Here is a 22,408-nt window from a genome sequence, read left to right on the forward strand (position 1 = left end):
GTTCACATACGGGCTATGCCGCCACAAAAGAGCGGTTATTTTGGGAGGAATGGGGATGCGGGCGTCTCGAAAGCAGTGGCTTGCCAAATTTCTGGTCGGTACGTCGGTACTATCCTTGATGGGCATGGCGCAAACGGCGGTTGCACAAGACGCGCCGGCGGAAGGCGTTGCCAATGGCGACGAGATCGTCGTCACCGGTATCCGCGCCAGCCTTGCGGCATCGGCCGATATCAAGCGCGAGGCGCAGGGCGTCGTCGACGCAATTTCTGCCGAAGACATCGGCAAATTCCCTGACACCAACCTCGCCGAGTCGTTACAGCGCATCACCGGCGTGTCGATCGACCGGTCGAACGGCGAAGGCCAGCTCGTCACCGTCCGCGGCTTCGGGCCCGAGTTCAACCTGGTGACGGTCAATGGCCGCCAGGTGCCGACTGCGCTGATCGGCGATGGTGGTAGTGCGCCGTCTTCGCGCTCGTTCGACTTCGCGAACCTTGCGTCCGAAGGCATTTCGGCGGTCGAAGTCTACAAGAGCGGCCGCGCGACGATTGAATCGGGCGGCATTGGCTCGACCATCAACATTCGTACGCCGCGCCCGCTCGACAACCCGGGAATGCGTGGCAGCCTGTCGGTGAAGGGCGTGTACGACAGCTCACGCAACGCGGGCAAACCGATCACGCCCGAAGTGTCGGGCATCTTCAGCACCACATTCGCCGACGATATGATCGGCATTGCGCTCGTCGGCTCTTACCAGAAGCGCAAGTCGAGCACGAACACCGCCAGCGTGGGCTGGCGCGACGGCTATCTCGGCAGCGAGAACAACTGGGGTTCGCTTGCGCAGCCGGGCACCCCGCGTGCGGCAAATATCACCAACCGGCCCGATCCAACCGACGTTTATCAGGTGCCGCAGAACGCTTCCTACAACCTCGAAGACATCAATCGCGAGCGCATCAACGGACAGGCGGTACTGCAATTCCGTCCGAGCGACGCGTTCACCGCGACGGTCGACTATATCTATTCGCGCAACACCGTCGAAACGCGGAACAGCAATGTCGGCGTGTGGTTCAACCATGAAGATACGTCGAGCGCATGGACCGACGGCCCCGTCGCGGGGCCGCTCTTTTACACCGAGCGATTTGCCGCGCCGACCGGCGTTCCCGGGCCGAACGCGCTTTATGGCGGCAAGGATTTGTCCTACAGCGGCTCGCTGGCCGAAAATCGCGCCGAGAATAAATCGCTGGGCGTCAACCTCGAATGGAAGGGCCCCGGCGGCATCACGTTCGAACTCGACGGACATCATTCGACGGCAGAGGTGAATCCCGTCAACCGGTTCGGGTCGAGCATGTCGCTGGGCAATGCCGTCTTTGGCGTCCAGAACCAGACGGTCAATTTCGAGAATGACCTGCCGGTTATCTCCTATGGCATGTTCCCCGGCATCGACCCGCTGAACACGTCGCTGATCACCCCGACCGGCAATGCGTTCCGCAACGCTTTTTTCCGGAACCGGATCAATCAGGTGCAACTGCGCGGTCAATATGACCATGATGGCGGCTTCCTCGACAGCATCGATTTCGGCGTATCCTATGTCGATAGTAAGGTGCGATCGGCCTTTGGTACGATCCAGAACGACGACACCTGGGGCGGAGCGGGGCCCGCATCGACCATTCCCGACGACATCTTCAAGCTTGTGACGCTGCCGGATAAATTCCCGGGGCTCGCCCAGCCGGGGATGATCCAGAGCTTCTACAGCTTCGATTTCGAGCGCATGGCGGATCTGGTCGAGCAGAATTTCCAGACGTGCAGCAATCCGGCGACGGGCTCGGCTCGGGCCGGCACCTGCCTTGCCAATTTCAATACCGATCGGCGCATCTCGGAAAAAACGCTGGCACCCTATCTGCAAGTGGCGACGGTGTTCGACCTGTTCGAGAACCCTGCGCATTTCGTCGCGGGCATCCGCTACGAGACGACCGACATTTCGTCGGCCGCGCTGGTGCCGGTGCCGGTGACCACCCGCTGGGTGGGCGACAATGAACTCAACGTCGTCTTTTCGGGCGACAGCGATTTCACCCGGTTCAAGGGATCCTACGACAATTGGTTGCCTGCGGTCGATTTCGACATCTCGCCGATGGAAGACGTCAAGCTGCGGGCATCGTACAGCCATACGATTACGCGGCCCGACTATGCCAACATGCAGGGCGGCCGCACGATCGATACGCTGTTCCGCGTTGGCGGCGGCACAGGCGCACAGGGAAATCCCGGCCTGATCCCCTATAAATCGAAGAATATCGACCTGTCCGCCGAATGGTATTACGCGCGCGACAGCTATATTTCGGTGGGCTATTTCCACAAGGATGTCAGCAACTTCATAGCCACATCGCGGATCGATGCCAATGCGTTCGGCCTTACGACGCCGATAGGCGGGCCGCGCTGGAATGCTGTGGTTGCGGCGCTTGGGCCAAATGCGACCGTCGGGCAGATTCGCCAGGAGATTATTAACCGGTTCCCGAGCACCGTCACTGGCAACATCATCAACGCAGCGCCGGGCGATCCGCTGGTCAATTTCGAGATTACGACGCCGATCAACAGCGATCAGAAGGCCTCGCTCGACGGCTGGGAGTTCGCGATCCAGCATAGTTTCTGGGATACCGGTTTCGGCGTGATCCTGAACTATACGAAGGTCGACGGCGACGCGACTTATGACAACGCGCAGCCGTCGACGGTGCCGCAGTTTGCGTTGACCGGCCTGAGCGACAGCGCGAATGCGGTCGCCTATTATGACAAGAACGGTCTTCAGGCGCGTGTCGCGTGGAACTGGCGCGATGAATTCCTTACGAAGACGGGGCCAAATCCCGAATATATCGAGGAATATTGGCAGATCGACGCGAGTGCGAGCTATGAGTTCATCCCGGGTCTCACGGCATTTGTCGAGGCGATCAACCTGACCGGAGAAGGTCGGCGAGGGCATCTGCGGCACAAGAATAACGTCAATTTCGTGCAGCCAGGTTTCGCCCGCTACGCGGCCGGGGTCCGGTTCAGCTTCTAGGGCGGATGGGCCATTTCCGCCGGATCGCTGGCAAGGGGGTCGCGCTTTTCTGGGCGCGGCTCTTTTGCGTGACGGCGATGGCAAGCTGGCTTAGGATCGATAGCAATGGATAGCGCGATCGAGAGGGTTGTCATCGTGGGCGGCGGCACCGCCGGCTGGCTCGCGGCGTCGCGCCTTGCCAGTTCGCGCCGGGCCTTGGCGGGACAAATCTCGGTTACGCTGATCGAAGCGCCGGATATTCCGACGATCGGTGTCGGTGAGGGGACCTGGCCGACGATGCGCGCGACGCTGGCGGCGATCGGGATCGGCGAGGCGGAATTTCTTGCCACATGCGACGGATCGTTCAAACAGGGATCGCGGTTCGATGGCTGGGTAACCGGTGCCGAGGGCGACCGCTATCTGCACCCGTTCACGTCGCCGCCCGCCGCACCGACCGCAGAATTGCTGGCCGCCTGGCAGACAGGGGCGCCGGATCTGGCATTCGCGGCGGCGATGACTGCGCAGGCGCATGTCTGCGATCTTGATCTCGCGCCGCGGCAGCGCGCAATGCCCGATTATCAGGGGGCGGCGAATTACGCCTATCATCTCGATGCGGGGAAGTTTGCGGCGCTGCTCGCGGCGCACGCGGTCCAGCGGCTTGGCGTGCGGCATGTTGCGGACCATGTTGTCGGGGTCATGCGCGATGCCGAAGGCGGCATCGTCTCGGTCGCGACGCGGCAGAATGGCGATATCGGCGGCGACCTGTTCATCGACTGCAGCGGTCATGCTGCGCTGTTGATCGGCGGCGAGCTTGGTGTCGAGTGGATCGATCGCAGCGATACCTTGTTCAACGACCGCGCTCTCGCGGCGCAGGTTCCGGTGGCGCCGGGCAGCCCGGTCGCGTCGCAGACGGTTTCGACTGCGCACGCCGCAGGCTGGATCTGGGATATCGGCCTGCCGGGGCGGCGCGGCATCGGCTGCGTCTATGCGAGCCGCTTCATGGACGATGATGCGGCCGAGGCGATTCTGCGCACCTATATCGCGCAGGTGCTGCCCGACGCGCCCGACGTTCCGGCACGCCGTCTGAGCTTTCCGACCGGCCACCGCGCGCGTTTCTGGGAAGGCAATTGTATCGCGATCGGCCTGTCGGCGGGTTTCATCGAGCCGCTCGAGGCCTCGGCCATCGTCCTGATCGAATTGTCGCTGAACGCGCTGCTCGATAATTTTCCCGCAAGCCGCGCCGCGATGCCGATCCACGCCGATCGCTTCAACGAGCTGTTCCGCTATCGCTGGGACCGCATCGTCGAATTCCTCAAGCTCCACTATGCACTCAGCCGGCGCGAAGAGCCCTATTGGCTCGCGCAGCGCGATCCCGCGCATATGCCGCCACGCCTCGCGGAAATGTTGCGGCTGTGGCGCGACCAGCCGCCGTCGACGTGGGATTTTCCGCGCGTCGACGAGATTTTCTCGGCCGAAAGCCATCAATATATCCTCTATGGCATGGGCTATCCGTCCCCGTCCGATCTGCCGGCGAGCGAGCGCGCCGCGGCGTTGCTCGCCGAGAACTGGCAGCGCGCCCGCTCGCTCGCCGCGGCGCTTCCGGCCAATCGTGATTATCTCGACGCCCTGCGAGACGAGCCCCATGCCGCAGCCGCGCGATAGGAAAGAAATTTGATGACCCGCCACGCCGTCCTCGACAATAAGACCCACCGCGATCTGCGCGTCCGGACCGATGCGGGCGCGGAACTGGGCGACGACATCATGGCGACGCTGACGGTGCCGAGCGAGTTCCGGCGGGTGCAGGCGCATTTCCCGATCCTGTTCCGCCGCGAAACCGGGCGCGAGGATTTTTCGGCGCTGGCGATGTTCGGTTTCCAGAATGGCGAGAATCTGTTTCTCCACGGGGATCGCTGGGACGCACGCTATCGCCCGCTGTCGGTCGCAATCCAGCCTTTCCTGATCGGGCATCCGGCGAACGGCGACGGCCCGGGGCAGGTTCATATCGATATGGACCATCCGCGCATCGCGACGTCGGGCGAAGGCATCCGGCTGTTCGACGCCGAAGGCGCGATGACGCCCTATCTCGAGGGCATCGTCGAGCGGCTTGGCGATCTGGACGAAGGCTATCGCGAGAGCGGCGCCTTTTATGACGCGCTACTCGCCTATGACCTGCTCGAACCCTTCAGCCTCGAAGTCACACTCGACGACGGGTCTATCCACTCGCTCGTCGGCTTTCACATCATCGACGAGGCGAAGCTGCGTGCACTCGATGCCGAGGCACTGGGTAGCCTCCACGCAGCGGGACATCTGATGCCGATGTTCATGGCGCTCGCGTCGCTGTCGCAACTGTCGGTGCTCGTCGCACGCAAGAACCGCAGGCTGGCCGATGGCTGAGCGCGACCGCGCCATATACGACCGCCTCGCGCCGGTGCGCGAGCGCGAATGGAATAAGGGGGCGGGGCCGGGCGCGTTGCTGGAAGGCGCGCGCGAGCCCTTTGTCCTTCGCGGGCTCGTTGCCGACTGGCCTTTGGTCGAGGCGGGGAAGCGCTCGGCCCGCGACGCGCGGCGCTATTTGCTCGATCGTGCGCGCGATCGGCCCTTCAAGGTATCGATCGGCCCGCCGGGCCACGACGGGCGCCTGTTCTACGACGCCAAGATGGAAATGAATTTCCGGATCGGGACGGGCAAGCTCGCCGATATTTTTGCCGGTATCGATACGGCCGAGGAAAAGAGCGAAAGCCGCACGGTGTATCTCGCGTCGATCGATATCCCGTCGCATTTCGACGGGCTCGACGAAGCGAACCCGATGGACCTTGGGGCGCGCGATCCGCTGAAAAGCATCTGGATCGGTACGCGCACGCAGATCGCGGCGCACAATGATTATCCCGACAATCTCGCCTGCTGCGCGGTGGGCCGTCGGCGTTTCACGCTGTTTCCGCCGAGCGCCTTTCGCAACCTCTATCTGGGGCCGATCGACAACACCCCCGCGGGCCGCGTCGTAAGCATGGTCGATTTCGACGCACCCGATCTCGTCGCGCACCCGCGCTTCGTCGATGCGATGGCCGAGGCGCAGACCGTCGAGCTCGAGCCCGGCGATGCGATCTTCATCCCGTCGATGTGGTGGCACCATGTCGAGGGGCTCGAGGGCTTCAACATCCTGGTCAATTACTGGTGGCGGCGCACGCCCGCCTGGCTTGGTCAGCCGCAGTCGGCGCTCAATCACGCGATCCTCGCGATCCGCGATCTACCGGCAGAGGACAAGGCGATCTGGCGCGCGCAATTCGACCATTATGTCTTCGACAACGACGAGCAGGTCACCGACCATATTCCCGAAACCGCGCGCAGCATCCTCGCCCCGCTTACGTCCGAAACGGCGGGCCGGCTGCGCGCCTTCTTGCTGAGGGCTTTGAGTAAATGAGCGACAAGAAACCTGTCCAGCGCGTCGTCATCGCCGGGGGCGGCACCGCAGGCTGGATGATGGCGGCGGCGATTGCCCGCACGATGGGCAAGACGGTCGACCTGACGCTCGTCGAATCCGAACAGATCGGGACGATCGGGGTCGGGGAATCGACGATCCCGCCGCTGGTCAATTTTAACCGCATCCTCGGCATCCCCGAACCCGAATTCATGCGCGCGACGCAGGCGACCTTCAAACTCGGCATCCTGTTCGACAATTGGAAGCACGACGGCGACAGCTATTTCCACAGCTTCGGCCTGTCGGGGAAGGATCACTGGTCGGCGGGGTTCCAGCATTTCTGGCTGAACGCGCGCGAGCGCGGGCACGAACAGCCGTACAGCGATTATTGCCTCGAACTCGTCGCCGGGATGGAGGGCAAGTTTGCGCACCTGCCCGAAGACCGCATGAACTACGCCTATCATGTCGATGCGACGCTCTATGGACGCTTCCTGCGCAAACTGGCCGAGGCCGACGGCTGCAAGCGCGTCGAGGGCAAGATAGCGCGCGTCGAACTGAACAGCGAAAATGGCGACATTGCCGCGCTGCATCTGGGTGGCGACCGGCGGATCGAGGGCGACATGTTCGTCGACTGCACCGGCTTTCGCGGCCTCTTGATCGATGGCGCGCTGCATGCGGGGTTCGAGGATTGGAGCCACTGGCTCCCCAACGACAGCGCGATTGCGGTGCAATCGAAGCATCTCGGCCCGCCGCAGCCCTATACGCAGGCGATCGCGCACGATGCCGGCTGGCAATGGCGCATCCCGCTGCAGCATCGCATGGGCGCCGGCATCGTCTATTCGAGCGGCTATCTGTCGCGCGACGAAGCGTATGGCCGGTTGATGAGCAGCGTCGGCGATCCGCTGATCGAACCGTTCGACATCAAGTTCAAGGGCGGGGTGCGGCGCAAGCAATGGTTCCGCAACTGCGTCGCGGTCGGTCTGGCAGGCGGGTTCGTCGAGCCGCTCGAGGCGACGACGGTGCACCTGATCCAGCGCGCGGTGCTGCGCTTCATCCGCATGATGCCGAACGGGCGGGTCAGCGAACGCGACGCCGCCGAATTCAACGACCAGCAGCGCGTCGACATCGAGCAGATCCGCGACTTCGTGGTCCTGCATTACAAGGCGACCAATCGCCGCGACAGCCCGTTCTGGCGCCATGTCGCGAACATGCCGGTACCGGACTCGTTGCAGCAGAAGATCGAACTGTTTCGCGAAACCGGGCGTGTGTTCCGCAAATATGAGGAGCTTTTTGCGGAGAATAGCTGGGTGCAGGTGATGATGGGGCAGGGGATCGAGCCGCAAAGCTATCACCCCATCGCCGACAAGCTGCGCGACGACGAGGTCGAGCGGTTGTTCCAGTCGATCCGCGATAATATCGCGCAGACCGTCGCGACGCTGCCCGAGCATCACGCCTATGTCGCGCGCTATTGCGGCGCCGAAGAACCGAAGGCAGCATGACCATCGATAATCGGAAATATCGGCAAATTGTGGAAGCAGGCCGGGTTCGCGGCTGGCATTGTCACCGCGATGCCGTTAGCGATGGCGGGCATATAAGAGGCCAGGGGGCATAATGGGGCGTCGGCGGCAGTCGGTTACGATCAAGCATGTTGCAGCCGACGCGGGTGTGTCGTTGCAGACGGTGAGCCGCGTCATCAACAATGAGCCCAACGTCCGCCCCGAAATGAAGGAGCGCGTGCAGGCATCGATCGACAAGCTCGGCTATGTCCCGTCGATCGCCGCACAGCGGATGAGCGGGTCGCGCTCCTATCTGATCCTTGCGATCAACGACCGCGAACGCACGATTGCCGACTGGCGCGGGCGGCAGGGGGTCGACTGGGTCGACCAGATGCTGCTCGGCGGGATGCTGAAATGCGCCGAGTTCGGCTATCGCATGATCTTCGAACTCGTCGACACGCACAACGACCATGTCGAGCGCGAGCTGCGCGCAGCGATTGCGGCGCTGCAGCCCGACGGGGTGATCCTGACCCCGCCGCATTCGGATAATCCGTTGATCGTCGGTCTGCTCGACCAGCAGAAAATCCCGTTCGCGCGCATCGGATCGCGCGGCGGCGCGGCGGGGATCGCACTGACGATGGACGATGAAGGGTCGGCGCGGCGCGCGACGCGTCACCTGATCGACCTCGGCCACAAACGCATCGGCTTTATCTCCGGTTCGCCCGAATATAGTTTGAGCCGCTGGCGCATCGACGGCTGGGAAGCCGAAATGGCGGCTGCGGGCTTGTCTACCGAGGGGCTGCTGGCCGAAGGCGACTTCACCTATGCCTCCGGCGCGGCCGCCGCGCGGCATCTGCTGGGTAGCGCCAATCCGCCCACCGCGATCATTGCGAGCAGCGACCAGATGGCGCTCGCGACGCTCGAGGTCGCCCGCGAGCGGGGTCTCGATGTGCCCGGCGAGCTATCGATCGTCAGCTTCGACAACACCCCGATTGTCCGCTTTACCCAGCCGGCGTTGACCGCGGTCGACCAGCCGGTTGCCGAAACCGCCTCGCGTGCGGTCGAATTGATCATCGCGGCCCAGCGGGGGGCTCCGCGTCCGATCGAGCCGACGCGCGTGCCGGGCGGCCTTGTCGAGCGCGGGTCGAGCGCTGCGCCGCCTGTCGTCGTGCATGGCTGAGACATCGGCCCCGCGCCGCCAGTCGATCCGCTTTCTTCTGCTTTATGCGTTTGCGGCCGCCGGAGGCGCGATCGCCTATGTTCCCTTCCTGACGATCTGGTTGCCGTCACGGATGACCGAGCTTGCCGGGGCGGCCGATGTCCGGATGCTGGGCTATGTCACCTTTTTCGGTGCGATTGCGGCCAGTCTGGGCGGTATCGGTTTTGGCTGGCTCAGCGACCGGACGGGCAACCGGCGCGGATGGATATTGACGGGGCTGGTATCGACCATCGCGCTGTTGTTGCTGGTTCCGTTGGCGCACGACATCTGGACACTCGTCGGGGTCATCATTGCTTGGCAGTTGACGCTCAATATGATGCTCGGGCCGTTGGCGGCGTGGGCCGGCGATTGTGTACCCGACGAGCAGAAGGGCCTGCTTGGCGGGCTGCTCGCCTTTTCGCCAGCACTCGGCGGCTGGTCGGGATGGCTTGTCACCTGGCCGGGGCTGGTGTCAGCGGAACAGCGGCTGGTGGTCATCGCCCTGTTGGTGGCGACTGCGGTTCTACCGGTCCTGCTCCTCGGCCGCCCGCGGCCCTTCCCGGACCTTACCGCACCGCCGCCGTTCCGGATTACGGGCAAGCCGTCGCCGCGACCGACCGGCCCCGCAGTGCGGATGTGGCTCGCGCGATTGCTGGTCCAGATCGCCGAAGCGGCGTTGTTCGCCTATCTCTATTTCTGGTTTCGATCGATCGATCCCGACATGCACGACAATGAAAAGGCGCGGTTGTTCGGCATGGCGTTGACGCTTGCCATTCCCATCGCGCTGGCCAGCGGACGCTGGGCGGATCGCACCGATCGGCCGTTCCTGCCGCTCGTCGCGGCCGCAGCGGTGTCGAGCATGGGGATGGTCGGTATGGCGATGGCGACGGGGCTGGACGCCGCGAAGGCGAGCTATCTGGTATTCGGTATCGCGAGCACAGTGTTCCTGTCGCTTCATTCCAGCCAGACGCTGCGGATCCTGCCGCGCTCCGATCGCCGCGGGCGCGATCTTGGCATCTTCAACCTGACCAACACCGTACCCTCGATGATCATGCCATGGCTGACGATCTCGCTCGTCCCGGGCTTCGGTTTTGACGCGCTTTTCCTGTTGCTTGCGGGACTCTCGGCGATCGCCGTGCTCCTCCTCGCGACGATGCCGTGCCTGCGCTAACCCCGCCCGAAATAGAGCGCTTGATTTCATCTGGCCACTATGCGACATCAATTTTGATAACGTTCACATAGAGGGATGGGAGAGACGATGCGCCGACAGGCAATGGTGATGGCGACCGCGCTGCTTTTGGCAGGAACCGCAATGGCTGCACCGCAGGACGCAGGGACGGAAGGGGCCGTAGTCCATGCGGAACTCTGGCCGGCGGCGAAAACGCCGGCGGCGATTTCCGATCCCAAAACCGAGGCGCGGATCGACGCGCTGATCGGGAAAATGACGATCGAGCAGAAGGTTGGCCAGCTGGTTCAGGCCGATATCAGCACGATTACCCCTAAGGACCTCGAAACCTATCCGCTCGGATCGATCCTCGCGGGCGGCAACAGCGGCCCGGGTGGTAATGAACGATCGAGCGCGGCCGACTGGGCCAGACTCGTCGGCGATTTTCGTTCGGTGTCGTTGCGTCCGCAGGCGAACGGCGTGGCGATCCCGATCATTTTCGGCGTCGATGCGGTCCACGGGCACAATAATATCCCGGGGGCGACGTTGTTCCCGCACAATATCGGACTTGGCGCCGCGCGCGATCCCGAACTGATCCAGCGCATCGGCGCGGTCACCGCGGCCGAAATCGCGGGCAGCGGGATCGAGTGGACCTTTGCCCCGACTCTCGCGGTGCCGCAGGATCTGCGCTGGGGCCGCAGCTATGAAGGCTATGCGTCCGATCCGAAGCTGATCGCCGAATATGCCAAGGCGATGGTGCTCGGATTGCAGGGGCCATTGGTCGCCGGTCGCTCGGTCGACGGCACGCATGTCGCGGCGACCGCCAAACATTTCCTCGCCGATGGCGGGACCTTCGAGGGCAAGGACCAGGGCGACGCCAAAGTCGACGAAAAGGAACTGATCGCGAAGCATGCGCAGGGCTATCCCGCCGCGATCGATGCCGGTGCGCTCACCGTGATGGCGAGCTTCTCGAGCTGGCAGGGTGTCAAGCATCACGGCAACAAGGGGCTGCTGACCGACGCGCTCAAAAAGAAGATGGGGTTCGAGGGCTTCGTCGTCGGCGACTGGAACGGCCACGGACAGGTCGCGGGATGCAGCGTCACCGATTGCGCGCAGTCGATCAACGCCGGGCTCGACATGTTCATGGCGCCCGATAGCTGGAAGGGATTGTACGAAACGACGCTGAAACATGCGAAGGACGGCACGATACCGGCCGCGCGGCTCGACGATGCCGTGCGCCGTATCCTGCGCGTGAAATACAAGCTGGGGCTGTTCGTCGAGGGCCATGTTAACCGCGGTAACTTTGCCGCTGTTGGCGCGGCGGACCATCTGGCCGTGGCGCGTGAAGCGGTTTCCAAGTCCTTGGTCTTGCTCAAGAACAACGGTAACATTCTGCCAGTCAAGCCGGGCGCGAAGGTGCTGGTCGCGGGCCCCGGGGCCGACAATATGGCGATGCAATCGGGCGGCTGGACGATCAGCTGGCAGGGCACCGACGTGGTCCGGTCCGATTTCCCGAACGGGCAGACGATATGGGAGGCGTTGAGCAAGGCAGTCGGCGATGCGGGCGGCAAGGCGGCGCTGTCGGTAGATGGCAGCTTTACCGACAAGCCCGACGTCGCGATTGTCGTATTTGGCGAAGCGCCTTATGCCGAATTCCAGGGCGACGTCGCCACGCTCGATTATCAGCCGTCGGAAGCGACCGATCTGGCCACGCTCAAGAAGCTGAAGGCCGCGGGTATTCCTGTCGTCGCGCTGTTCCTTTCGGGGCGGCCGATGTTCACCAACCCCGAAATCAACGCCGCCGATGCGTTCGTCGCCGGGTGGCTTCCGGGCTCGCAAGCCGCCGGCGTCGCCGACGTGCTTGTCGCCGGCCGCGACGGCAAGACGGCGCGGGCCTTCACCGGCACGCTGCCCTTCGCCTGGCCTTCCGATGCGCGGTCGCCGGTCGAAAATCCGCAGTTTGCCGTTGGTTACGGTCTCAAATATGGCGCGAGCACGGCTGTGCCGCAGCTTTCGGAAGTGCTTGGCATCGACATCACGCAGGCGCTGAATGTCGAGAATTTCTTCTCGGGCGGGCGCGCGCGGGCACCGTGGGTCCTGTCGGTTACCGACGCCGGCGGGGCGCGTCCGGTCGATTCCGGACCGGTGTCGAGCCCCGGCGGCCTGATTGCGGTTCGCTCGGTCGACGTGCGGGCGCAGGAGGATGGCAAATCCTTCGTCTGGACCGGACCCGCCTCGCTGCATCTGACGGGCCCTTATGCCGATCTGTCGCGCCAGCTCAACAACAGCTTCGCATTGCGGATCGACTGGCGGGTCGATGCGGCGCACGACACCCCGGTGAAGCTGGCGCTCGGCGGCGCGACCTTCGACATCTCTGCCATGGTCAGGGCCGCGCCGAAGGGGCAGGTGTCGACGATCAAGGTGCCGCTGCGCTGCTTCGCCGATGCTGGCGCCAATCTGCGTCAGGTCGACTATGCGATGACCGTGCAAGGCGACAAGGGCTTTGCCGCGACGCTGCTGAATACGAATGTAGAAGCGGTCGGGGAAAATCTGCCTTGCCCGCCCGCATCAAAATGACAAGACCAGCGCAAGGGTTGGCCTGAAACGAGGTTGGGGAGAGAATAGATGGCATTGGTGCCAGAAATAGGGCCGGGCGGCGATCGCACCACCGGCGAGACCGGGGACGCGCATGTCGATGCGCCCGAACTGCGTCTGTTCGTGATGGGGCTGTTTTTCATTTTCGGCGGCATCACCAGTCTGAACGACGTGATCATTCCCAAGCTGAAAGAGCTGTTCACGCTCAACTACACGCAGGCGATGCTCGTGCAATTCTGCTTCTTCACCGCCTATCTGGTGATCGGCATTCCGGGCGCAAAGCTGGTCAAGAAGATCGGTTATATGCGCGGCGCGGTGGCCGGGTTGCTGACGATGATGGTCGGGTGCCTGCTCTTCATTCCGGCGTCGCAGAACGCGGTCTATGGCCTGTTCCTGTTCGCGCTCTTCGTTTTGGCTAGCGGCGTCGTGATCGTGCAGGTCGTCGCCAATCCGCTGATCTCGCTACTCGGAAAACCCGAGACGGCGCACAGCCGCCTGACTTTCGCGCAGGCGTTCAATTCGCTCGGGACCACCATATTCCCGATCGCGGGATCGGTGCTGATCCTCGGCAGTCTTGCAACGATGAAGGCGGAGGATCTGTCGGGCGCCGAACTCGATGCTTATCGTACCGCCGAAAGTCAGGCGATCGTTCACGGCTATCTCGGCATCGCGGTCGCACTGCTGGTCGTCGCTGGTGCGGTGTGGCTGTTCCGCAACCGGCTGCAGGGTGAAAAGCATGAAGCGAGTGCGGGGCTGGCGGGTTTCGACCTGTTGAAACGCCCGCGCTTCGGTTTCGGCGCGCTCTGCATCTTCCTCTATGTCGGTGCTGAGGTGTCGATCGGGTCGTTGATCGTCAATTATCTGATGCAGCCCGGCGTGATGGGTCTTCAGGAGCAGGCGGCGGGCAAGCTGATCGGGCTATACTGGGGCGGTGCGATGATCGGCCGTTTCATCGGTTCGGGACTGATGCGCGTTGTGAGCCCGGGCAAGCTGCTGGCCTGTGTTGCGGTGGGAGCGATCACGCTGATCCTGATCTCGACCAGCACCACCGGCGTCTTCTCGGGCTATAGTCTTCTCGCGATCGGCCTGATGAACGCGATCATGTTCCCGACGATCTTCAGCCTTGCGTCCGAAAAGCTCGGCAGCCGCGCCGCGGACGGATCGGGAATCATCAATGTTGCGATCTTCGGCGGTGCGGTTGTGCCGCTGGCAACCGGCGCGGTGGCGGACCTTACCGGTAGCCTCGCGACGGCATTGCTGCTGCCAGCGCTCTGCTATGCGATCATTGCGGCGTTCGGCATCTACGCCCGGCGCCCCGCGGCCTGACGGTTAAAGCCGCGGGCGATGGCTCTGACGCGCAATCGCCCGCGGCTTACCCGCCCCCTCGCGGGAGCTTCGAACTTTATGCGGGGTCGGCGATCACGACGCGGTTCCGCCCGGCCGTCTTGGCTTTATAGAGCGCAGCGTCGGCGGCCTTGAGCGCCGCGCGCGCGTCGCCATAGCCAAAGATGTCGGCAACCCCGCCCGAGAAGGTGATCTGGCCGAAGGGTTCGTCGGTCTTGCGGTTGATCAGCCGCCGGTGGGCGAGGGCTTCGCGGGCATCGTCGAGCTTCTCGGCCGCCTGCGTCGGCGTCATGCCGCGGAACAGCATGACGAATTCCTCGCCGCCGTGGCGCGCGACATGACAATGGTCGTTCGATATCCGCGCCAGCGTGTCGGCGATTGCCTTGATGACGCGGTCGCCCGCGTCATGGCCATGGATGTCGTTGACCTTTTTGAACTCGTCGATGTCGCAAAAGGCGACGCTTAGCGGTTCGCACGCCGCACGGGCTTCTTGGTGATGCCGGTCGAGCAGGGTTTCGAACGCGCGGCGGTTGGGCAGGCCGGTCAGATAATCGACCTCGGCATCGCGCTTGGCGCGCTCGAGGCTGCGGCGGAGAGCCTTTGCTTCATCTTCGCTCTTGCGCATGTCGTCTTCGGCCTTGCGCGTGCGGTCGAGCATGACCCTGGCAAGGTCGGCGAGGTTCGAGACGATGCGCCCCGTTTTCTGCAATTGTTCGAGATCGATGACATGCTGTTCGAGTTCGGTCCCGTAGTCGCTGGTGACGTCGCGGGCTTCTTTGGTGTTCGCCTGGAAGGATTCGAGATTGGTTTCGAGACGGGTCATAAGGCGGTCGAGATCGGCGCGGTCGGGCTGGCCGCTTTCCTGTTCGCCAAGGTCGTTGAGCCATCGCTGGCTGATGCCGTCGGCCGATTGAGCCTGCGCAACGATCTGACGCGCTAGCCGGGGGTTTTTCCCCGAAAAGGCACTATGCGCCAACAGCAGGTTGGCGGGCGACACATCGAGGTCGTTGTCGACGAGGAAGGAAGTGATCGAAGCGGCGAGTTCGTACCGTAGCTGCCGCGCGATGTCGCGCGGCCCGCCTCCATCGGGCGGCGCATGTCCCCCTTCGGGGGGGGCGCCGCGTGCGTGGCGAAGCCCCAGCCAACCCAGGAGCCGTCCTACCGGCTCATTCGATTGTGTCGCTTTGGTGGTCATGCGACAGTTAACGAGCCCGGAAGGGCGGGTTTAAGGCCGATATCCCGAATATCGCAGGATTATTCGGTCGTCAGGATGCCGCTGGGGAGCGGCTGGTACAATCGGAACGTCAAAACAGCGACTTAAGTCAATTTACCGCTTGAACGATTGCGCGAGCGGGACGTTCTCTGGCACTGAGCGATTGCGTTCGACCAGATGTTCAAAGGAGCCGATCGTTGCTGGGCTGGATTTTCTTCCAACGGGATCTCGACCCGGCATTGCCGGAAGTGCCGGAAATCCTGCGATTTCAGGAAGCCGCGGCGGCGCGTGGAATCGAGCTTCACGTGCTGAAACCGCATAATTTCGACATCGTCGCTGCACCCGAGGACGGCTGGTCGGTCCATTACGAAGGCCATTCGCTCGCGCGGCCCGACTTCATCCTCTGCCGGACGGGCGCCGAAACCGACTATTTTACGCTCGCCGTGCTTCGCCACTTCGAGCGGCGCGGCGTACGGCTGGTCAACGGCCCCGAAACCATCGATCTGGTCGCCGACAAGCTCCACACGATGCAGCGGCTTGCGCGCGCAGGATTGCCCATTCCCGCAACGATCCTGGGAAAATTCCCGATGGGGGTCGACATCGTCGAGGAGGAGCTGGGATTCCCGCTGATCGTCAAGACGCTGCGCGGCACGCGCGGCACCGGCGTTCTGAAATGCGAGGACCGCAGCCAGTTCGAGGATCTGGCAGGGCTGCTCGAAAGCGCTGACGCAAAAGCCGATTTCCTGTTCCAGCATTATGTGCGGTCGAGCCATGGCCGCGACGTGCGCGTGCTCGTGATCGGCGGGCGGGTGATCGCGGCAATGGAGCGGCGTTCGCCCGCGGGCCATTTCAAATCGAATGTCTCGCTGGGCGGTGTGGGCATCGCCTATACCCCGACCGGCGAAATGGCCGACCTTGCCGCGCGCGCCGCCGATACGTTGGGGCTGGAGGTCGCGGGGATCGACATCCTGTTCGACAATGAAGGGTACAGGATCTGCGAAGCCAATAGCGCGCCGGGGTTCCAGGGGCTGGAGCGGGCATGCAGCGTCGACGTTCCCAACGCGATCTTCGACTGGATCGAGGCGAGCCACGAGGTGCAGGATCGCCCGATCAAGGCGGTGACCGGCGAGGCGTTGATCGACCTCGTTTTCGGTGGCCGGCTCAGCCTGCGTGCGATTGGCGACCGGCTCGAGGAGCCGCGCGCCTTTGCCCGCGCGGTCGGAGTCCGGCTGGTCGGGGCCGGGCTTGGGTCGGTGCTGTCGTCACTGACGCCCGGTGCGCGGGCGGTGCCGCACAGTCCGGTCGCACGTCGCCTCGAGGCCCTTCGTGCGGATGCCCGCGGCGTGCCACTCGCGGTAGCCACCGATATCGATCAGGAGCAGATTTTGCTGACCGTGCTCGGCGTATCGATATGGGCCGCCGTCCTGCCCTGGCTTGCAGGGGGAGAGCCGATCTTCGCCGGCGCTCTGTCGCTGATCGCGCTCTGCTTTCCGGCGGTTTTTCTTTTTACGCGCCGCGCACCCAAAACCACCCGCACCCGGCAGGCCATCCGATGACGGCGTTCGACGGGCTGACGCTTTGGGCGCTGTTGCCCTTCATTGTCGTCGGATTTGCCGCGCAGCTGATCGATAGCGCGCTCGGCATGGCGTTCGGTGTCATCGGCACCGCGCTGTTGCTGGTGCTCGGCTTGCCGCCCGTGTCGGCCTCGGCGGCAGTCCATGTCGCGGAAAGCTTTACCGGCGGGGTGTCGGGGCTTGCGCACGCGATGCAGCGCAATGTCGACTGGCGGCTGTTCCGCCGGCTCGTCGTACCCGGCATCATTGGCGGGCTGATCGGCGTATGGATATTGACCAATATCGACAACAGCATCGCGCGCCCCGTTGTGCTCGCATATCTGGGCGCCGTCGGCATCTATCTGCTTTGGCGCGGTGCGCGGCGTCCGCAAACCTATCGCAGCATCAAGCTCGTCGGCCCGCTCGGCCTGATCGGCGGGATTGCCGACGGATCGGGCGGCGGCGGATGGGGGCCGATCGTCAGCGCCAATCTGCTGGCACAGGGCGCAGAACCGCGCATCGTCATCGGGACGGTGAACGCGTCGGAGTTTTTCGTCACGGTGACCATCGCGGCCGGCTTCATCGGCGCAATGGGCTGGCAGAGCTTCAGCACCGCCGCGATTGGGTTGCTGATCGGTGGGGCCATTGCCGCGCCGATCGGTGCCTGGCTGGTCCGCCGCCTGCGCGCTGACTGGTTGATCGCCGCCGCGGGCGTGCTGTTGCTGCTCGCCAGCGCTTACGGCTTCATCGCGCTGATGTTCGATCCGGTACCGACGTTCCGCGGTTTCTAGACGCAGCGCATGGCGAAGGCCCAGAATAGCGCTTTCTGCTGATACTCGCTTTTCAGGTCGGCGCTGCCCTGATGCCCGCTATCCATATCGGTGTGCAGGAGTGCAGGATTGCCGCTCGTCGAACGGCGACGCACTTCGGCGACCAGTTTCGCGGGTTCCCAATAGGCGACGCGGTCGTCCTTCAGTCCCGCCGTGCAGAGCAGGGGCGGGTAAGCGGTCGCCCGGACATTCTCATAGGGTGAGATCGAGGCGATATAGTCATAGGCTTCGGGATCGGCGAGCGGATCGCCCCAGTCGGGGCGGAACAGCGGCACGAGCGGATGCGCGCCGTCGCTCATCGTGTTGAGCATGTCGACGAAAGGCACTTGCGCGATCACACCGCCCCACAGGGTCGGCGCGATGTTCATGCTGGCGCCGACGAGCAGACCCCCCGCCGAGAGGCCATAGGCGACGACCTTGCCTTTCGCGGTGTAACCTTCGGCCGCCAGATGTTCGGCGCAGGCGATGAAATCGGTGAAGCTGTTGCGCTTGGTGAACTTGCGTCCGCCGAGGAACCAGCGTCGTCCTTTTTCCGACCCGCCGCGGACATGCGCGATCGCATAACGCCAACCGCGATCGACGAGCGCGAGCGCGGGGATCGAGAATTCGGGATCGCTCGGCACGCCGTACGAACCATAGCCATATTGGAGGAGCGGTGCCTTGCCGTCCTTCGGCGCGCCGCGGCGCGAGAGCAGGGTGATCGGCACCATCTCTCCATCGGGAGCGGGGACGAACAATCGCTCGACCTCATAGTCGTCGGGATCGAAATTCGCGACGGCTTGTTGCTGGACGATCGTCTGCTTGCCGCTTGCCAGATCGATGGAAATCCAGCGGCGCGGCGATTTGGGTGACTGGTGGACGATCATCACCGACGCGGCGCTATAGCTTTGCTCGGGTGGCAGCTCGATCGCATAGGCGGGGTCATCGAAGGCAATCGCCTGTTCGGATCCGTCGACGCGAAGGATGACGAGCCGATGAAGGCCGTCGACGCGCTCAAGCCGCACCAGAGCCGCCGCGAACGGCAGGATCGAGAGGATCGGCGTTCCCGCGCGGTGCGGGACAAGCGTCGCGAGCGTGCGAAAGCTTTCAGGGTCAAGGCCAATCAGTTCCATGTCGAAGGCATTGTCGGCATCGGTCAGCGCGACGAGGCCGCGGTTCCACTCGTCGATGTCGTAGCGGACGCCGATTTTGCGCGGCCAGACGACGGCGGGTGCCGCCGTTTCGTCGGCGGCGGACACAAGCCGGACCTCGGCGGTTTCGGGGCCGGCGAGGGTGAGGGCAACGAAACCATCGGCCGCGGTCCGCTTGACCGACATGAAGATCGCGGGGTCTTTTTCCTCATAGACGAGGTCGGTGACCTTCCCGTCGACCGAGGTGCGATACAGCCGCGTCGGCCGGTTGCGCGCGTCGCGCCAGATCCAGAACAGCCAACGCGAGGAGGGAGCGAAGACGAGCCCGCCATAACCATAGGCGTCCTTGTCGACGATCGTGCGCACATCGCCGCTTTGATTGTCGCGGATGACGATCCGGTGGCGGTCGTTGCCGATGACATCCTCGGCCCAGGCGAAATAGCGGTGATCGGGGCTCGGCTGGTGGCCGGTGCTGCGGAAATAGGGCTGGCCTTTCGCGCGCGCAGCCTCATCGACCAGTCGCTCGGGCTTTCCGCCTTTCCTGTTGCGCGTGTAGACGGCATGCGCTGCGCCGGCGGGCGTTACCGATCCATAGTCCCAACCGTCTTTTTCGAGCGCGGGCGCCGCCATGTCGCCCGATGCCCGCGCCAGCATCGCATCGAGCAGTTTGGCGCGCTCTCCCGCCAGCGGCGCAAGAATTGCGTCCGCATAATCATTCTCGGCCTTCAGCATCGTGCTGACCGCATCGGGCAGGTTATCGCGTGAGCGCTCACCGTTGGCGGGAATGAATTTCATCCAACTATAGGCATCGTCGCGCTGGCGGCCCAATTGATCGATGACATGCGAAACGCGGGGCGACTGCGGCGGTGCCACCTTGGGCCAGCGCCCGGTGGTGCCTTGTTCGAGCGCCCAAGCAGCACGGCTCCCCAACAGGAGTGCCGCCATCGCGGCGCTGCTCATAAACGCTCTCCGCCCCTTGTTCTCGATGCTGTGCATGCCGACCCTCTTTTGACGCGCTGGGATGTCGCGTCCAGTGTATGTCGTGCCGGATGGCTTACTGCGCCGATCAGGCCGCCCAATCCATCGATCGGGCAAATTGGCTGGAAGCCCCTGCTAAACCGCGCTTTCTTGCGTCGTCGTGCTGGCCCGATCCGGCTGGAAACTGGCCCGACCATCGCCGTCACGCCAGTTTCGCATGATAGCTTGAGCATCGGATTTTCTTACCGACAGGCAATATCAATAAGGGAGGCAAAAATGGGGTTTGCATCGATCAGACGCGTCGCCGCATGCGGGATTTCCGTTCTGGCGCTGGGTCAGGCGACGGTCGCACTGGCGCAGGAGACAGACGACAACGAGATCGTCGTCACCGCAGCCAAGCGCGAACAGTCGGTGCGTGACGTCAGCGGTTCGGTTAGCGCCGTCAGCGAAGCGACGCTGCAAAAACTCAATGCCCAGAGTCTCTCGGACTATATCACCCGCGTCCCCGGCGTGGTGTTCAACGATTATCAGCCGGGCGTGTCCGAAGTCGTCATCCGCGGCATCGCCTCATCGACCTATCATGAGGCGAACCAGGCGACGACGGGCTATTATCTCAACGAATTGCCGCTCGGCGAACCCGGCTTCCCGCTCGTCATTCCCGATGTCGATGCCTTCGACGTCAGCCGCGTCGAGGTGTTGCGCGGGCCGCAGGGGACGTTGTTCGGATCGTCGTCGCTTGGCGGCGCGATTAACTATGTCGTCAACGAAGCCGACCCCGCCCGCTTCGATGCAGGCTTTGAGGGAATGGTGTCGACGACCAAGCGTGCCGGCGAGATCGGTTATGCGGTGAAGGGCATGGTCAACGCGCCGCTGATCACCGACAAGCTCGCCGTGCGCCTTGTCGCGCTGCAGCGTTTCGACGCGGGTTTCCTCGACAGCCCGGGTACGGGCACAAAGGGCAGCAACGATCTGCGCGTGCGCGGCCTTCGTGGTTCGATCGTCTTCACCCCGACCGAAACGACGCGCATCTCGCTGCTCAGCATGTATCAGGAATATGATCTCGACGATCAGACCTATGTCTTCATTGCGCCGGGCCGCAATTACACGCGCCCGAACACCGTCAGCGAATATCAGGACAGCGATTTCCAGATGCACAGCCTGCGGGCCGAGCAGGATCTGGGCTTTGCGACGCTGACTGCGGTCGGCAGCTATACGAAAAAGAAAGCGAGTTCGCGCTTCGATTATGGCCTTGGTGCCTTCGATCCGCGCACCGGTACTCCGCTCGTTGGCATCGGGTTCGGCAATTCGAAGACCGAATATGGCGAGCTCAGGCTTGCATCGCCCGACGGCGGCCGCCTCCGCTGGCTGCTCGGCGCAAACTACACGCGCCTGCGCGGGTTCGGCAACGACCGGCTTCAGCTCGAAGGCATCGCCGACTATGTCGATGCCAACCCGGGCCAATTCGGCGGCCAGCCGAGCAGCGTGATCACGCCCGACGATTTCACCAGCCGCTCGACCTATCGCAACCATGTCACCGAAAAGGCAATTTTCGGCGAAATCAACTATGAAATCGTCGATCAGCTTACCCTGACCCTTGGCGGACGCGTGTTCGAATATCGCACCCGCTCGCAGGCGACGCTGGCGCCCAACGTCGATCTGGTTCCAGCGTTCAACTATGCGCCCGATGCCGACAAACAGTCCGATTTCATTCCCAAGGCGTCGCTGACCTTCAAACCCAACGACGATTTCATGGTCTATGCGCTCTATTCGGAGGGTTTCCGTATCGGTGGCCTCAACGTCTTTGCATTGCCCTATCCAAACCTGCCGCAATCGTTCGGCAGCGACACGACCAAAAACTATGAAATCGGCACGCGCTTCGACCTGATCGACGGCACGCTGTCGGTCGATCTGACGGCTTATCATATCGATTGGGGCAATATCCAGGCGCGCCTCTTCACCCCCGATACCCGCGCCTACACCGTCAATGGCGGCGGTGCCGACATCGACGGGGTCGAACTCAGCCTGACATTGCGCCCGACGCGTGGCCTGACCTTCGCGTCGAACGTCTCGTACAACGATGCGCGGCTGTCGTCGCTGTTGCCCGACAGCTTTGCGCCCGGTGGCGGTTATGCCAAGGGCTCGCGGCTTCCGGGGGCATCCGAATGGATATTGTCGAACTCGGTCGACCTGACCTTCCCGGATTCGCCGCTGAAGCCGCGGATCGGCTTGTCGCACCGCTATATGTCGGCCGCGCCTGTTGCATTCGGCTCGACGCTCGAGAAGGGGGATTTCAATATCATCGATCTCAATGCGTCGGTCACGGTGAGCGACCGGATCGAACTCAGCCTGTTCGCGAAGAATCTGTTCAACCAATATGGCATCCTGAACGCGCCCTTCTCGTTCGCGGGCTCGGTCGTGCGGCCGCGTACGGTCGGTGCGAGCGTGCGCTTCAGCCTGAATTGAGGACAAAAA

Annotated in this window: 14 protein-coding genes; 12 read left to right on the plus strand and 2 right to left on the minus strand. The window is 63.5% G+C overall.

All coding sequences use genetic code 11. From position 1 onward, the window contains the following. Positions 1–55 precede the first annotated feature (55 nt). From AC07NV_RS18305 to AC07NV_RS18345, 9 genes are all read left to right on the plus strand, one after another. Positions 56–3,040, plus strand: coding sequence for a TonB-dependent receptor (locus AC07NV_RS18305; RefSeq protein WP_495167825.1), 2,985 nt, complete (start codon positions 56–58; stop codon positions 3,038–3,040). 105 nt (positions 3,041–3,145) lie between these two features. Then, complete coding sequence (locus tag AC07NV_RS18310; protein WP_495167826.1) at positions 3,146–4,681, plus strand: tryptophan halogenase family protein; 1,536 nt, start codon at positions 3,146–3,148, stop codon at positions 4,679–4,681. 12 nt (positions 4,682–4,693) lie between these two features. Beyond that, positions 4,694–5,413 carry a SapC family protein gene (locus AC07NV_RS18315; RefSeq protein ID WP_495167827.1) on the plus strand — a complete coding sequence of 240 codons (720 nt, stop codon included), beginning with the start codon at positions 4,694–4,696 and terminating at the stop codon, positions 5,411–5,413. Then, positions 5,406–6,437: a cupin-like domain-containing protein gene (locus AC07NV_RS18320; protein WP_495167828.1), complete on the plus strand. Its 1,032-nt coding sequence runs from the start codon at positions 5,406–5,408 to the stop codon at positions 6,435–6,437. The genes AC07NV_RS18315 and AC07NV_RS18320 overlap by 8 nt, the downstream gene beginning before the upstream one ends. Beyond that, the gene (locus AC07NV_RS18325; protein WP_495167829.1) at positions 6,434–7,933 is read left to right on the plus strand and encodes a tryptophan halogenase family protein; all 1,500 of its coding nucleotides are present in this window, start codon (positions 6,434–6,436) and stop codon (positions 7,931–7,933) included. Before AC07NV_RS18320 ends, AC07NV_RS18325 begins: the two co-directional genes overlap by 4 nt. Positions 7,934–8,045: 112 nt before the next feature. Further along, the gene (locus tag AC07NV_RS18330; RefSeq protein WP_495167830.1) at positions 8,046–9,110 is read left to right on the plus strand and encodes a LacI family DNA-binding transcriptional regulator; all 1,065 of its coding nucleotides are present in this window, start codon (positions 8,046–8,048) and stop codon (positions 9,108–9,110) included. Beyond that, complete coding sequence (locus tag AC07NV_RS18335) at positions 9,103–10,299, plus strand: MFS transporter (protein WP_495167831.1); 1,197 nt, start codon at positions 9,103–9,105, stop codon at positions 10,297–10,299. Before AC07NV_RS18330 ends, AC07NV_RS18335 begins: the two co-directional genes overlap by 8 nt. Before the next feature lie 87 nt (positions 10,300–10,386). Further along, positions 10,387–12,870: a glycoside hydrolase family 3 protein gene (locus AC07NV_RS18340; protein WP_495167832.1), complete on the plus strand. Its 2,484-nt coding sequence runs from the start codon at positions 10,387–10,389 to the stop codon at positions 12,868–12,870. Between the two features lie 48 nt (positions 12,871–12,918). Continuing rightward, complete coding sequence (locus tag AC07NV_RS18345) at positions 12,919–14,214, plus strand: sugar MFS transporter (protein ID WP_495167833.1); 1,296 nt, start codon at positions 12,919–12,921, stop codon at positions 14,212–14,214. Between the two features lie 76 nt (positions 14,215–14,290). On the opposite strand, the gene AC07NV_RS18350 is transcribed toward AC07NV_RS18345, so the two are convergent. After that, a complete protein-coding gene (locus AC07NV_RS18350; protein WP_495167834.1) occupies positions 14,291–15,427 on the minus strand; it encodes a sensor domain-containing diguanylate cyclase in 1,137 nt (378 codons plus the stop codon). A gap of 215 nt (positions 15,428–15,642) precedes the next feature. Between AC07NV_RS18350 and AC07NV_RS18355 the strand changes: the two genes are divergently transcribed. Next, positions 15,643–17,001, plus strand: a complete 1,359-nt coding sequence (locus AC07NV_RS18355; RefSeq protein WP_495167835.1) for an ATP-grasp domain-containing protein — start codon at positions 15,643–15,645, stop codon at positions 16,999–17,001. Further along, positions 16,998–17,789 (plus strand): sulfite exporter TauE/SafE family protein, encoded by a 792-nt coding sequence (locus tag AC07NV_RS18360; protein WP_495167836.1) that lies wholly within the window; start codon positions 16,998–17,000, stop codon positions 17,787–17,789. The genes AC07NV_RS18355 and AC07NV_RS18360 overlap by 4 nt, the downstream gene beginning before the upstream one ends. On the opposite strand, the gene AC07NV_RS18365 is transcribed toward AC07NV_RS18360, so the two are convergent. Continuing rightward, positions 17,786–19,918, minus strand: coding sequence for a S9 family peptidase (locus AC07NV_RS18365; RefSeq protein WP_495167837.1), 2,133 nt, complete (start codon positions 19,916–19,918; stop codon positions 17,786–17,788). The genes AC07NV_RS18360 and AC07NV_RS18365 overlap by 4 nt on opposite strands. A 294-nt stretch (positions 19,919–20,212) precedes the next feature. Here AC07NV_RS18365 and AC07NV_RS18370 point away from each other — a divergent pair, with 294 nt between their 5' ends. Further along, positions 20,213–22,399, plus strand: a complete 2,187-nt coding sequence (locus tag AC07NV_RS18370; RefSeq protein ID WP_495167838.1) for a TonB-dependent receptor — start codon at positions 20,213–20,215, stop codon at positions 22,397–22,399. Positions 22,400–22,408 lie beyond the last annotated feature (9 nt).

The sequence above is a fragment of the Sphingopyxis sp. GW821-FHT10B01 genome, from assembly GCF_059415685.1.

Excerpts from the sequence above, each read along its gene's own strand:
- AC07NV_RS18305 (WP_495167825.1), top strand. The coding sequence starts at position 56 with ATGCGGGCGTCTCGAAAGCAGTGGCTTGCCAAATTTCTGGTCGGTACG.
- AC07NV_RS18310 (WP_495167826.1), top strand. The coding sequence starts at position 3,146 with ATGGATAGCGCGATCGAGAGGGTTGTCATCGTGGGCGGCGGCACCGCC.
- AC07NV_RS18315 (WP_495167827.1), top strand. The coding sequence starts at position 4,694 with ATGACCCGCCACGCCGTCCTCGACAATAAGACCCACCGCGATCTGCGC.
- AC07NV_RS18320 (WP_495167828.1), top strand. The coding sequence starts at position 5,406 with ATGGCTGAGCGCGACCGCGCCATATACGACCGCCTCGCGCCGGTGCGC.
- AC07NV_RS18325 (WP_495167829.1), top strand. The coding sequence starts at position 6,434 with ATGAGCGACAAGAAACCTGTCCAGCGCGTCGTCATCGCCGGGGGCGGC.
- AC07NV_RS18330 (WP_495167830.1), top strand. The coding sequence starts at position 8,046 with ATGGGGCGTCGGCGGCAGTCGGTTACGATCAAGCATGTTGCAGCCGAC.
- AC07NV_RS18335 (WP_495167831.1), top strand. The coding sequence starts at position 9,103 with ATGGCTGAGACATCGGCCCCGCGCCGCCAGTCGATCCGCTTTCTTCTG.
- AC07NV_RS18340 (WP_495167832.1), top strand. The coding sequence starts at position 10,387 with ATGCGCCGACAGGCAATGGTGATGGCGACCGCGCTGCTTTTGGCAGGA.
- AC07NV_RS18345 (WP_495167833.1), top strand. The coding sequence starts at position 12,919 with ATGGCATTGGTGCCAGAAATAGGGCCGGGCGGCGATCGCACCACCGGC.
- AC07NV_RS18350 (WP_495167834.1), bottom strand. The coding sequence starts at position 15,427 with ATGACCACCAAAGCGACACAATCGAATGAGCCGGTAGGACGGCTCCTG.
- AC07NV_RS18360 (WP_495167836.1), top strand. The coding sequence starts at position 16,998 with ATGACGGCGTTCGACGGGCTGACGCTTTGGGCGCTGTTGCCCTTCATT.
- AC07NV_RS18365 (WP_495167837.1), bottom strand. The coding sequence starts at position 19,918 with ATGAGCAGCGCCGCGATGGCGGCACTCCTGTTGGGGAGCCGTGCTGCT.
- AC07NV_RS18370 (WP_495167838.1), top strand. The coding sequence starts at position 20,213 with ATGGGGTTTGCATCGATCAGACGCGTCGCCGCATGCGGGATTTCCGTT.